The organism is Algibacter marinivivus (genome assembly GCF_003143755.1).
Taxonomy (GTDB): Bacteria; Bacteroidota; Bacteroidia; order Flavobacteriales; family Flavobacteriaceae; genus Algibacter_B; species Algibacter_B marinivivus.
Genome location: NZ_QFRI01000001.1, coordinates 500,373 through 512,720, shown reverse-complemented (window position 1 = coordinate 512,720; position 12,348 = coordinate 500,373). Strand labels below are relative to the sequence as shown.

Genomic DNA, 12,348 nt, shown 5'->3' with positions numbered 1-12,348 from the left:
AATGTGTTCTAAGCATCTAAAGTTTAAACTTATTAAACATTCCTTTCCAACGTAAATCTCTAATAAACTTACCTTCTTCTTCAGAAACTAAGAAATCAATGTTTTCTTTTTTAGCTTTAAAATAACCAGCCATATAATCTTTGAATAAACTTAATTTACTCTTTTTGTAAGCTAGTTTTAATGCTGAAATTAATGTAATAATAAAACCATAGCGCATTTTGTACATAGCCTCTCCTTGTAAATGCTTAGAAGCTTTATTGTAGCTAATACCAGTTGGTTTTAAGTGTTTTACATGTAGATTCTCATCGGTTAAAATTTCCCAACCGTAATATTTGGCAAGTAATTCATCAACAGTATCCCAACCCATAGACGTTTTCAATTTGCCTATTTGTAAAAAGCAATCTTTCTTATAAGCCTTTAGAGCGCCACGAATATGATCTTTTCTAGTTAAATTTTCTAAAACCCAATGTGCGTCTTTTTCGATATAACAAAACCCTGAAGCCATTCCTAATTTTTCATTTTTGATAAAATGATTTGATAATTGTTTTAAATAGTTGTTTGGGAAAATTAAATCTGCATCAAACTTGCAAATCACATCGTATGAATTATCTAAAACTTCAAAGCCTTTATAGAATGCATTTATGATTTTTGAACCAGGTAAATGTTTATTGGATGATTTTGAATTTATACACGTTATCCAAGGGTGTTTTTCAGCATAAGCCTCAACAATATCTTGAGTTTTATCAGTGGAATTGTCATTCACAACAATAAGACGTTTTGGTAAATGCGTTTGAGTTGCTAAAGAATTTAAAGTGAGTCCAATGAAGCGTTCTTCGTTGTGTGCTGGAATAATGATGTAAAAATCCAAAGTTTTAAAGTTTAAAACGTAAAGTTAAACTCTTTCAGCATAAACAATATAATATCTTGGAGTGAAATGTCTTAAAATTGGACGAATGCCAATCTTTTTAGTAGGGTTAGTCCATTTTTGACTATCAATAATTTTCCATCCAGACTTTTCTAATAACCAATCAAATTGCCAGTCTTCAAACTCATGATAGTGTCTGTCTAACATATCTGTTTTACTTCTGTAAGCAGAAGAAAACCACAATTTAAGTGGGATGCTAGCCACTAATTTATCCGCTTTTATAGATTTTAAAACAGTAAACGGGGAGAGTAAGTGTTCGAAAATTTCGAAAGCTGTAATAACACTTGCTTTAGAATTTTCAATGGTAGACGTATCAATATCTAAATCTTCACCTTTTGTGTTTTCAACAGAATATCCATGTTCTTTCATAATCGAACTGAACGGATTTTCAACACCTAAATCTAAGATTGATTCAGTGCCTGAAACATGTTTTTCTAAAAATTCAATAGTGTGTTTAAAACGCTTATTCGGAAAGGTTTTCTCGTACATGATTACTGTTTGTAAACAATAGCATTAATATTCATGCCTGCACCTACACTAGCAAAAATAATAACGTCACCTTTATTTATTTCTTGATTATCAAGTTCACCATTTAAAATCATATTGTATAGCGTTGGTACAGTGGCTACACTGGAATTTCCTAATTTTCCAATACTCATTGGCATAATGCCTTCCGGCATTTCTAAATTATGAAGTTCATAAAAGCGTTTTACAATAGCTTCATCCATCTTTTCATTAGCTTGGTGAATTAAAATCTTTTTCACCTCCGAAATATTAACACCACTTTTATCTAAACAAGATTTCATGGCTAAAGGCACATTGGTTAATGCAAATTCGTAAATTTTACGACCGTACATTTTTATGTAACGACGAGCATCATCAGAATCTTGATTATTAGTTTCTCCAAAATATATAAAATGCGCTTCGTCTAAAGAAAAAGTAGCAGACTCATGAGCAATAATTCCTCCTTCATTATCTGTAGATTCAATAACAACAGCACCAGCGCCATCGCTATAAATCATAGAGTCTCTATCATAAGGATCTATAACTCGTGATAAGGTTTCTGCACCAATTACGAGGCATTTTTTTGCAATTCCAGATTTTATAAAAGCATTGGCTTGTATTACACCTTCAACCCATCCAGGGCAACCAAAAAGCAAATCATATCCTACACATTTTGGGCTTTTAATTCTTAGTAAGTGTTTAACTCTAGAAGCAATACTTGGTACCGTATCACTTTGTTGGCTATCGTGTCTTACATCTCCATAATTATGAGCAACAATGATATAATCTAAATCTTCACGATTTATTTTAGCATTTTCTATGGCTTTTTCAGCTGCAAAAGAAGCAATATCAGAGGTGTTTAAATGGCTTTTAGCATAACGGCGTTCATCTATCCCAGTTATGGCTTTAAACTTTTTCACAATAACTTCGCTAGGAGCATTAATTGCTGAACCATCACTGTTTAAGAACTCATTTTTATGAAAATCTTCATTCTTTTCAATATTCGCTGGGATATAGCTTCCTGTGCCAGTAATTTTAATATTCATATAAGAGAGATAGCCTTTAATTTATTCAACAGAAGCAATATAAAATCTTTCTAATAAAAAATAATTTCCTTTATTAATTTTTTACGATGTTCAAACTTCATTTTTAGGCTTCAGCATAAGCTTCAATTGGCACACACGAACAAATTAAATTTCTATCGCCATATGCATCATCAACACGTCTTACACTTGGCCAAAACTTGTTATCCCTTATATAATCTAAAGGAAATGCAGCTTCTTCACGACTGTAAGGGAAGTACCATTCGTTAGCGGTAATCATATCTAAAGTGTGGGGTGCATTTTTTAAGACATTATTATCTTCTTCTTTAGTTACGTTATCTATTTCTTTTTTTATTGAAATCATAGCATCACAAAAACGATCCATTTCAGCCTTACTTTCACTTTCTGTAGGCTCAATCATCATAGTTCCAGCTACTGGGAAAGATACTGTTGGTGCATGGAAACCATAGTCCATTAAACGTTTAGCAATATCTGTAACTTCAATACCATGAGTTTTAAAAGGACGACAATCTATAATCATTTCATGTGCTGCACGACCTCTTTCACCAGAATATAAAGTTTCGTAATAGCCCTCTAATCTATGTTTTATATAGTTGGCGTTAAGAATGGCAATTTTTGTTGACTCTGTTAAACCTTTATTTCCAAGCATTTTTATATAGCCATAAGAAATCAAGCAAGCTAAAGCAGATCCAAAAGGTGCAGCTGAAATAGCTGTAATTGCTTTGTCTCCACCAGTTTTAACCAAAGGATTTCCAGGTAAAAACGGTACGAGTTGTTTAGCTACACAAATTGGGCCTACTCCTGGGCCTCCACCGCCATGTGGAATAGCAAATGTTTTATGCAAGTTAAGATGACAAACGTCTGCGCCAATATTACCTGGATTTGTTAATCCAACTTGAGCATTCATATTGGCTCCATCCATATATACTTGCCCGCCATTATCATGAATAATTTGGGTGATTTCTTTAATAGCAGATTCATAAACACCATGCGTTGATGGATATGTTACCATTAAAGCCGATAGGTTTTCTTTATGAAGTTCTGCTTTTTCTCGTAAATCTTCTACGTCAATATTACCTTCTTCGGTTGATTTTGTTACCACAACTTTCATACCTGCCATTACAGCACTGGCTGGATTTGTACCATGAGCAGAAGAAGGAATTAAGCAAATGTTTCTATGATGGTCACTACGAGATTCATGATATGCTTTGATAACCATTAATCCAGCAAACTCGCCTTGAGCTCCAGAGTTTGGTTGTAATGATGTAGCTGCGAAACCTGTAATTTCTGTAAGCTGATCTTCTAATTCTTTTAATACAGTTAAATACCCTTTAGCTTGCTTTAGAGGCGCAAATGGATGAATGTTTCCCCATTTAAACCAACTAAGAGGTAACATCTCTGATGCTGCATTCAACTTCATGGTACAAGATCCTAATGAAATCATAGAATGATTTAATGCTAAATCTTTACGTTCTAAAGACTTGATGTAACGCATTAATTCTGTTTCAGAATGATAGGTATTGAAAACAGGTTCAGTTAAAAAATCTGATTGTCTTTGAATAGATTCAGAAATATTATTTGCTTGTTCAACAGATGAAATTACTATGGTCTCTTTTTGTGCAGCTTCAGCAAAAATTGAAATCAAATAGTTAATATCCCTTATTGATGTAGTTTCATTTATTGAGATAGTAACTGTATTTTTATCTGGATAATATAGGTTTACTTTCTTTTCAATAGCTATTTTCTTTATAGCTTTTGCTTTAGTCTTTATTTGAAGTGTATCAAAATATGAGGTATTTACTTGACTATATCCTAATTTTTGAAGTGCGTTTTCTAAAGAAGCTGCTTTGTTATGAACCTTGTTAGCTATAAACTTCAACCCTTGTGGACCATGATAAACCCCATACATGCTTGCCATAACAGCAAGTAAAACTTGGGCTGTACAAATATTGGAAGTTGCTTTATCTCGTTTAATATGTTGCTCTCTAGTCTGTAATGCCATACGTAATGCACGATTGCCATTTGCATCTTTAGTAACACCAATTATACGACCTGGTAAATCTCGTTTATAAGCTTCTTTAGTAGCAAAATATGCCGCGTGCGGACCGCCATAACCCATTGGAATTCCAAAGCGTTGTGTAGTACCAACAACAACATCAGCTCCAAATTTCCCCGGAGCCTCTAATTTGACTAAACTTAGAATATCTGCTGCAACAGCAACTTTAATTCTAGCATCATTAGCTTTTGATATAAATGATTTTATGTCGGTAATTTGACCGTCTTTTCCAGGATATTGTAGAATAGCTCCAAAGAAGTCTTCAGAAAAATCAAAGGCTTCTTCTTTACCAATAATAAGCTCAATACCTATTGGATTAGCCCTTGTGTTAAGTAAAGACAATGTTTGAGGTAATATATTTTCAGAAACAAAAAATTTATTGACACCCGCTTTTTTCTGATCGCGCTCTCTTACAGAAAAAAGTAAACTCATAGCTTCTGCTACGGCTGTACTTTCGTCAAGTAAAGAAGCATTTGCAATTTCCATTCCTGTAAGGTCTATAACCATAGTTTGAAAATTCAAAAGAGCTTCTAATCTTCCTTGAGCAATTTCAGCTTGATAAGGTGTGTAAGCAGTGTACCAACCTGGGTTTTCTAGAATATTTCTCTGAATGACAGCTGGTAATACAGTTGGGTGATACCCTAAACCAATATATGTTTTGCGAGCTTTATTTTTTTTAGATAAATCATGAATATGTAATAAATACTCATGTTCTGTCATAGGTTCGTCTAAATTTAATCCATTTTTTAAACGAATATCATCAGGGATAGTCTCAAAAATTAATTGATCTAATGTTTTTAAACCTAAAGATTCTAACATGAGTTTTTGGTCGTTTTCTCTTGGACCAATATGACGCAAAGCGAAAGCATTTGTATTCATTATCAGGATTTATTTATATAATTCGCAAAAATACGCAATATTTGATGTGTTTTATTGAAGAAAAAGGAAAGTTTTTAACTATTCATAAACGTTATCAACACTTTGGTTATTTTTGCTATATGACGTTTTTAAGACAGCTTTTAAATTTTTATATAAACAGTAGTATACATGTAGCTTTATCTGTGTTTTCTTTAACATGGATTACACTTTTAAGTCTCGATTTGAGCTACTCAGAATCGGTTTTATACTTTGTGTTTTATGCTTCTATAACTGGGTACAATTTTGTTAAATATTTTGGAGTTGCAAAATTTCGTCATAGACGCTTAGCAAATTGGCTAAAATTAATTCAAATACTATCTTTTATTTGTTTCATTTTAATGTGTTATTATGCTATTAAACTTAAATTAAATACACACATCTTTATATTCTGTTTTGCATTATTAACTGTTTTATATGCCATCCCAGTTTTTTCAAAAAAGAATAACACCTTGAGAAATATAGGAGGTTTAAAAGTATATATTATTGCATTAGTTTGGACAGGAGTAACAGTTTTTATACCACTAATTAATTCGAATTATAGCATAGATTCAGATGTTGTTATTCTAGGAGCACAACGTTTTTTATATGTATTAGTGTTAATGCTTCCTTTTGAAATAAGAGACTTAAAGTATGATAATTTGAAATTATCAACCATACCACAAAAATTAGGTTTGAAAAAGACAAAAGGCCTTGGAGTACTATTTTTAGTAATAGTTTTTTTATTAGAATTTTTTAAGAATACAACTAATGAAGGTTATATAGTTGTATTACTAATAGTATTGATAATCACTGGGTTTTTTGTATTCTTTAGTAAAATTGAACAACAAAAATATTACAGTTCTTTTTGGGTAGAAAGTTTGCCAATATTATGGCTAATTTTATTGCTATACTTTAATTAGAAACTTCTTTTAAAGCCTTTTCAAAGTCTTTTTTCATAGCATCTTTATAAGTCTTGTCTAAACACTCTACATCAGATTTCTTTATCACTTTTGTAAGCTTGCTATTATTTGCAGTGTACTTTCTGCAAGCTCTACAATAAATCAAATGGATGTTTAGTTTTATTTTTTCCCATAATGTAGCCTCTTTGTACTGTGTTTTATCACATACATGATTTGCTTCTTCACAAGGAATAATCATCTTACTCATAATTAAAACCAATTTTGTTTTAAGCAATCTGCCATAGCTGTTCTAGCTCTATGAATGATTACCCAGAGGTTAGACGCCGTAATATTTAATTCATTACAAATAACTTCAGTTTCATAATTTAAAATGGTTTTCATTTTAAAAACATCAGCTTGTTTTTTAGGTAGTTTTCCTAAGCAATTATGTATAGCATCTCCTAACTCGTTGTTTTGTAGCGTGTCTTCAGCAGTTTTATCATAAGGGTCTGCAACACGTTCCTCTAACCAATCACCTTCACTTTCAGCATCATTATAATTAATTCTAACCTCAGCTTTCCCTTTGTTAGAGTTAATTTTTCTGTAATGGTCTATTATTTTTCTTTTTAAAATAGAAATTAACCAGGTGCGCTCGCTGGCCTCACCTTTAAAGTTTTTCATAGATTTTAAACCAGCCAAAAAAGTCTCAGAAACCAAATCTTGAGCAATCTCTCTATCACTAACCCTAGTAATGGTGTAGTTGAAGAGGTAATCAGAATATAAGTCAATCCATTTATTCGGATCAATTAGATGGTTTGGCATTAGCGAAGCAAATTTTTTTTGAATTCCAAAAATAAGCTAAAAAAATGAATTTATATAAATGTTATTTTACTACCGGGTAAATTTTTTTTGGGCGTTACCCGAAAAGGGTTAGGCTATCCGTTACAAGTCCTCGCTTCTGCGCTAAGGCGCAAAAGCTGTGGGCTATCCACTTCTATCCTTAACGCGCATACCTGCAAACTATAATATTGCTTAATGTATTTTGTTATTTAGTACAAGTAATTATATAATACCCAAAACTTCTCATGTGCAACCCAGAAATTAACGCGTAAAAAGACCCTTTTAAGTTGTGTAAACTCTCTCGTTTTAAAGTTTTAGTTTTCAAAAGTTTTTTAAGCGCAAATCCAATAATCGCAAATGGCACATGTAATACAGATGGCGCAACTTTAAACGAAGCGTCTTCAATTTTAACTTCAGAAAACCCTTGCTGCTTCAATTTGGTAGTCATATTATCAATTGTTTCTAGTTTTTCCAAACTCCAATGGTTACAAATTTTTTGGTAGGCATAAGAACTCCCATGGCAAAGTTTAGCAGGTTCTTTTTTCAAAAAAGCATCAGCAATTACCAATTTTCCATTTGGCTTAAGAATTCGATATGCTTCTTTTAATGAATTACTACTATGTCCTGAATGGCAAAAGCTTTCAATGGCCAATGCTGTATCAAAACTGTTTGAAGAAAATGAAGTATTATTATAATTTTCTTTTAAAATAGTACCATTAAAACCTTTTAATAAAGCATTTCCTTTTTTAGTTTGAAATTCTGATAATGTAACACCAAATGCAGAAAGTTTTTTATTCTTTTTTAAAGCATATCGCATAGTGCCTCCCATACCACAGCCTAAATCGGCTAAAGTTTTTTTGCCTTCAGTAATTCCTAAACGTTTAATAACCTGATTATTCATTTGATTAAGCATCGTATCTCTCTTTAAAATATTGGTTCTAAAAGGGATGAAATATCCAAAATGCATATTGAAATCGTTGCTCCAGAATTCATAATCTTCAGTCGCTTCATTATAGAAGTCAATCATTTCTATACGATTGGTTTCTCTGTCTTTTATATGGCTTATTGTTATTGATTTCATGATTAAATATTTCTATTAAACTTCAGTTTGTATTTTTAATGACTGTCTAGAAATTCGTCTTCCTCTAAAAAAGAAGAATAAATTAATGAATAGCATGACACCTAAATAGATTGAAAATCCGCCAATTTTCTTACTCAATATTTCAATAAGCGTTTGATAACTCATACCGTTAATACTATAGTAAGAGATTTTAAGAATCAACATTGCCCACCCAATATTTATAAGGTAAAAACCTATTTCAAATAATTTATTGGTGGCAATAGCTATATCTTCTTTTCCTTTAAAAATATCTATCATAAATAACCTTCCATTTTTAAAAAGCATTTTAGATACATAAATAGTAAGTGCTATAACTATTGGTAAATAGATTAAATAACCGATAATGATTTTTGAATTTTCCATAATTTATTGTTTTAATGATTTTGATTTTACGAGATAGGTAAGACATAGTACGTTGTTGTAATGCAATACGGCAAGACCAATTATTATGATTCCTAAGTGATGACTTAAAGTATTTAGCATCTCCGGAATAGAATTTATAACTTCCCAATAGGCAATTGTAATTATTGCATAACCTAGGTTTACTAAATAGTAACCAATTAGTAGAATGTTATTAATACTCTTTACTATTGCTTCATCCTGAAATAGATTCAATAAAAATAATTCGCCATGTTTATAAAATAACCATCCAACATAAATCATAATAAAAAATATGATTGGAATGTAAATGATATATGAGATAATATTATAATTCATTTTATTATTTTTAAACTTTCAGAAATTATTGAAAGTATATTTTAAATTTTTTATTTGATCAATTTCAATAAAGATTTAGTAATCCAGTTTTGTTCTTGATTTACAATTTTGTTCATCATAGTATCTGCTGTTTCAGCTAAATCGTGTAATGCTTTGGTTTGTTTAATAAGCTCTTTTGTTTTGGCTGTCCCATCATCTTTAATAGAGCTTACATCTTTTAAAATCTTAATAACAGGTTTAATTTCTCTTCTACTACGTTCTTTAGCAATATGTCTTGCTAATTCTTGAACATCTTTCTCAGTCGTAAAAAACTCTTTACGCTCTCCAGGAATTAATTCTTTAGTAACTATACCCCAATCCATGAGCTGTCTTAAATTCATACTGGTATTACCACGAGAAATTTTTAGTTCTTCCATGATGTCTTCCATAGAAAGTGGTTTTGTTGAAATAAAAAGTAAAGATTGTATTTGTGCCATAGCTTTATTTATGCCCCATAATGTGCCTAAACTTCCCCATGTGCTAATAAACTTATCTTTTGCTTCTTGGTATTCCATACAGCAAAGATATAAATAATTTCTAAACTTTCAATAATTATTGAAAGTTTATTTTTTATTAAAAGGTTGAACCATATAATTCAACCTTTTGAGTATTAGTTTGATTCTATTAAACCTGCTCGTTTAAGTAGTGCCTCAGGCTTTGGTTCTTGTCCTCTAAAACGCTTGTAAAGCGTCATTGGGTTTTCAGTTCCACCTTTACTTAACACGTTATCTTTAAATTTATTAGCTACCGTTTTATTGAAAATGCCTTCTTCTTTAAAATATTCAAAAGCGTCAGCATCTAAAACTTCTGCCCATTTATAACTATAATAGCCAGAAGAATAACCACCTTGAAAAATATGAGAAAAAGATGTACTCATACATGTTTCTTTTGTTTCAGGGTATAACGCTGTGTTTTTAAACGCTTCACTTTCAAAAGCCTTTACATCTTGTATAGTCTCTGGCGACTCACCAGCATGCCAATTCATATCTAGTAAACCAAAGCTTAATTGCCTGAGTGTTTGCATACCTTCATGAAAGGTAGCCGATTCTTTTATTTTTTCGACTAAATCCATCGGAATGACTTCTCCAGTTTCATAATGTGTAGCAAATAACTCTAAGGCTTCTTTTTCAAAACACCAATTTTCCATGACCTGACTTGGTAATTCAACAAAATCCCAGAATACACTTGTTCCAGACAAACTAGGGTAGGTCGTATTTGCTAGCATACCATGTAATGCATGTCCAAATTCATGGAATAGCGTAGTCACTTCATTAAAAGTTAATAATGATGGCTTTGTGTTGGTAGGTTTCGTAAAGTTGCAAACTATAGAAATATGGGGTCTGCTATTTTCACCATCTTTAATGTATTGTGGTTTGTATGATGTCATCCACGCGCCATTACGTTTTCCAGATCTAGGAAAAAAATCAGCATAAAAAACAGAAACAAAGTTGCCTTTGTTGTCAGTAACTTTATAAGTTAAAACATCGTCATGATATTTATCAATGGTATTAATTTCTTCAAAATTTAAATCGAATAATTTATTTGCAATAGTAAAGGCACCATCAATAACGTTTTCAAGTTTAAAATATGGTTTCAACTTTTCATCATCTAAACTAAAGAGTTTTTGTTTTAATTTTTCAGAATAATACGCGCCATCCCATTTTTCTAACCTATCAATATTGTCTAAATCCTTTGCAAAATTTTCAAGATTTTTAAATTCACGTTCAGCAGCTGGTTTTGCTTTTTCTAATAATTCATTTGAAAACTTTAGAACAGTTTCAGGTGTTTCGGCCATACGCTCTTCCAAAACAAAATGTGCATGCGTTTTATAGCCTAATATATTTGCACGTTCATGCCTTAGTTTAACAATTTGAAGCACATTATTTTGGTTGTCTAAATCATCACCTTTAAAAGCTTTTGCTCCAGCAGCAAGAGAAAGTTTTTTTCTTAACTCACGATTATCAGCATATGTCATAAAAGGAATATAACTTGGATAATCTAAAGTAAATAACCACCCTTCTTTCTTTTTTGATTCAGCTAATTGTTTTGCAGCCTCTTTTGTACCATCAGGTAATCCAGATAAATCTGTTTCATCAGTAATTAACATCTCAAACTTGTTAGTTTCTGCTAAAACATTTTCACCAAACTTTAACTTTAACTGACTTAATTTTTTATCAATTTCTCTAAGCTGAGTTTTCTCATCTTCAGATAAATTAGCTCCATTTCTAGAAAAACTTTTATATTTTTTATCTAACAATGTGGTTTGCTCTGTATTTAAATCTAGCTCAGATTTAGAATCATAGACAGCTTTAACACGTTTAAATAAGTCCTCGTTTAAAGTAACATCATTGCTAAACTCTGAAAGTAGTGGTGAAACTTCTTGAGCTATTTTCTGAATATCTTCATTAGTTTCAGCAGAATTCAGATTAAAGAAAATACTAGAAATTCTATCTAGTTGTTCTCCAGAAAAATCAAGAGCCTCTATAGTGTTTTCAAAAGAAGGCTTTTTTGGGTTATTTACTATCTCATCAATCTCCTTCTTAGCCAATTTTATGGATTCCTTAATTGTTGGTAAAAAATCTTCATTTTGAATTATTCTAAAAGGAGCGGTGTTATATTTAGTATTAAATGGAGTAATTAATGTTTTTTTTATCATTTCTTTAAAGAATGTGTTAAAAATAAAATATACTATGTATGCATAGTATATTTTTTTATATTTTTGCCGTCAATAATGCGAAGAGTGACTAACTCATGAGAATTATTTGTTAATAGCTGAAAGCCCTGAATAACTTCGGGGCTTTTTTTATTATAAATTTTTAGCTGATTCGTTTACTTTTATTTTCAAGCCTTCTTTATAAGCAACAATTTTATCTAGAACACACTTATCACTAGATCCAATAATTTGAGCTGCTAAAATTCCAGCGTTTTTTGCACCATTAAGAGCAACTGTTGCTACTGGAACACCACCTGGCATTTGTAAAATGGAGAGCACAGAATCCCAACCATCAATAGAGTTGCTACTTTTTACAGGAACACCAATAACAGGAAGCGGAGATAAAGAAGCTATCATTCCTGGTAAATGTGCAGCACCACCAGCACCTGCAATTACTACAGCAAAACCTCTTGTATGCGCATTTTTACCATAATCAAATAATTTTTCAGGTGTACGATGCGCAGAAACAATATCAACTTCAACTTCAATATCAAAACCTTTTAAGATGTCTATTGCATCTTGCATAACAGGAAGATCACTTTTACTTCCCATAATAACGCCTACTTTGTTCATA

General features: G+C 31.5%; 13 protein-coding genes. 1 reads left to right on the top strand and 12 read right to left on the bottom strand.

The features are described from left to right. Positions 1–16 precede the first annotated feature (16 nt). From DIS18_RS02490 to gcvP, 4 genes are all read right to left on the bottom strand, one after another. Complete coding sequence (locus DIS18_RS02490; protein ID WP_109351452.1) at positions 17–868, bottom strand: glycosyltransferase family 2 protein; 852 nt, start codon at positions 866–868, stop codon at positions 17–19. A gap of 24 nt (positions 869–892) precedes the next feature. Then, positions 893–1,414 carry a methyltransferase gene (locus tag DIS18_RS02485; RefSeq protein ID WP_109351451.1) on the bottom strand — a complete coding sequence of 174 codons (522 nt, stop codon included), beginning with the start codon at positions 1,412–1,414 and terminating at the stop codon, positions 893–895. A gap of 2 nt (positions 1,415–1,416) precedes the next feature. After that, the gene (locus DIS18_RS02480) at positions 1,417–2,475 is read right to left on the bottom strand and encodes a 3-oxoacyl-ACP synthase III family protein (RefSeq protein ID WP_109351450.1); all 1,059 of its coding nucleotides are present in this window, start codon (positions 2,473–2,475) and stop codon (positions 1,417–1,419) included. 103 nt (positions 2,476–2,578) lie between these two features. After that, complete coding sequence (gcvP, locus tag DIS18_RS02475) at positions 2,579–5,428, bottom strand: aminomethyl-transferring glycine dehydrogenase (RefSeq protein WP_109351449.1); 2,850 nt, start codon at positions 5,426–5,428, stop codon at positions 2,579–2,581. Between the two features lie 44 nt (positions 5,429–5,472). On the opposite strand from gcvP, the gene DIS18_RS02470 reads away from it, so the two are divergent. Beyond that, on the top strand, positions 5,473–6,366 hold the full coding sequence (locus tag DIS18_RS02470; RefSeq protein ID WP_245925561.1) for a UbiA prenyltransferase family protein: 894 nt from the start codon (positions 5,473–5,475) through the stop codon (positions 6,364–6,366). On the opposite strand, the gene DIS18_RS02465 is transcribed toward DIS18_RS02470, so the two are convergent. The 8 genes from DIS18_RS02465 to purE all read right to left on the bottom strand — a co-directional run bounded on the left by DIS18_RS02465 (position 6,359) and on the right by purE (position 12,347). Continuing rightward, a complete protein-coding gene (locus tag DIS18_RS02465) occupies positions 6,359–6,613 on the bottom strand; it encodes a hypothetical protein (RefSeq protein WP_109351448.1) in 255 nt (84 codons plus the stop codon). The two genes, DIS18_RS02470 and DIS18_RS02465, sit on opposite strands and share 8 nt — an antisense overlap. Before the next feature lie 2 nt (positions 6,614–6,615). Then, entirely contained in the window at positions 6,616–7,167 is a 552-nt protein-coding gene (locus DIS18_RS02460; protein WP_109351447.1) for a sigma-70 family RNA polymerase sigma factor, read from the bottom strand. A gap of 223 nt (positions 7,168–7,390) precedes the next feature. Beyond that, positions 7,391–8,266: an SAM-dependent methyltransferase gene (locus DIS18_RS02455; protein ID WP_109351446.1), complete on the bottom strand. Its 876-nt coding sequence runs from the start codon at positions 8,264–8,266 to the stop codon at positions 7,391–7,393. A 15-nt stretch (positions 8,267–8,281) separates the two neighbouring features. Beyond that, positions 8,282–8,668 (bottom strand): hypothetical protein, encoded by a 387-nt coding sequence (locus DIS18_RS02450; RefSeq protein ID WP_109351445.1) that lies wholly within the window; start codon positions 8,666–8,668, stop codon positions 8,282–8,284. 3 nt (positions 8,669–8,671) lie between these two features. Continuing rightward, entirely contained in the window at positions 8,672–9,022 is a 351-nt protein-coding gene (locus DIS18_RS02445; protein WP_146191785.1) for a hypothetical protein, read from the bottom strand. 50 nt (positions 9,023–9,072) lie between these two features. Next, complete coding sequence (locus DIS18_RS02440; protein WP_109351443.1) at positions 9,073–9,576, bottom strand: GbsR/MarR family transcriptional regulator; 504 nt, start codon at positions 9,574–9,576, stop codon at positions 9,073–9,075. Between the two features lie 95 nt (positions 9,577–9,671). After that, complete coding sequence (locus DIS18_RS02435; protein ID WP_109351442.1) at positions 9,672–11,717, bottom strand: M3 family metallopeptidase; 2,046 nt, start codon at positions 11,715–11,717, stop codon at positions 9,672–9,674. Between the two features lie 150 nt (positions 11,718–11,867). Further along, the gene (gene purE / locus DIS18_RS02430) at positions 11,868–12,347 is read right to left on the bottom strand and encodes a 5-(carboxyamino)imidazole ribonucleotide mutase (RefSeq protein ID WP_109351441.1); all 480 of its coding nucleotides are present in this window, start codon (positions 12,345–12,347) and stop codon (positions 11,868–11,870) included. Position 12,348: the final 1 nt, after the last annotated feature.

Excerpts from the sequence above, each read along its gene's own strand:
- DIS18_RS02485 (WP_109351451.1), bottom strand. The coding sequence starts at position 1,414 with ATGTACGAGAAAACCTTTCCGAATAAGCGTTTTAAACACACTATTGAA.
- DIS18_RS02480 (WP_109351450.1), bottom strand. The coding sequence starts at position 2,475 with ATGAATATTAAAATTACTGGCACAGGAAGCTATATCCCAGCGAATATT.
- gcvP (WP_109351449.1), bottom strand. The coding sequence starts at position 5,428 with ATGAATACAAATGCTTTCGCTTTGCGTCATATTGGTCCAAGAGAAAAC.
- DIS18_RS02470 (WP_245925561.1), top strand. The coding sequence starts at position 5,473 with ATGTGTTTTATTGAAGAAAAAGGAAAGTTTTTAACTATTCATAAACGT.
- DIS18_RS02465 (WP_109351448.1), bottom strand. The coding sequence starts at position 6,613 with ATGAGTAAGATGATTATTCCTTGTGAAGAAGCAAATCATGTATGTGAT.
- DIS18_RS02460 (WP_109351447.1), bottom strand. The coding sequence starts at position 7,167 with ATGCCAAACCATCTAATTGATCCGAATAAATGGATTGACTTATATTCT.
- DIS18_RS02455 (WP_109351446.1), bottom strand. The coding sequence starts at position 8,266 with ATGAAATCAATAACAATAAGCCATATAAAAGACAGAGAAACCAATCGT.
- DIS18_RS02450 (WP_109351445.1), bottom strand. The coding sequence starts at position 8,668 with ATGGAAAATTCAAAAATCATTATCGGTTATTTAATCTATTTACCAATA.
- DIS18_RS02445 (WP_146191785.1), bottom strand. The coding sequence starts at position 9,022 with ATGAATTATAATATTATCTCATATATCATTTACATTCCAATCATATTT.
- DIS18_RS02440 (WP_109351443.1), bottom strand. The coding sequence starts at position 9,576 with ATGGAATACCAAGAAGCAAAAGATAAGTTTATTAGCACATGGGGAAGT.
- DIS18_RS02435 (WP_109351442.1), bottom strand. The coding sequence starts at position 11,717 with ATGATAAAAAAAACATTAATTACTCCATTTAATACTAAATATAACACC.
- purE (WP_109351441.1), bottom strand. The coding sequence starts at position 12,347 with ATGAACAAAGTAGGCGTTATTATGGGAAGTAAAAGTGATCTTCCTGTT.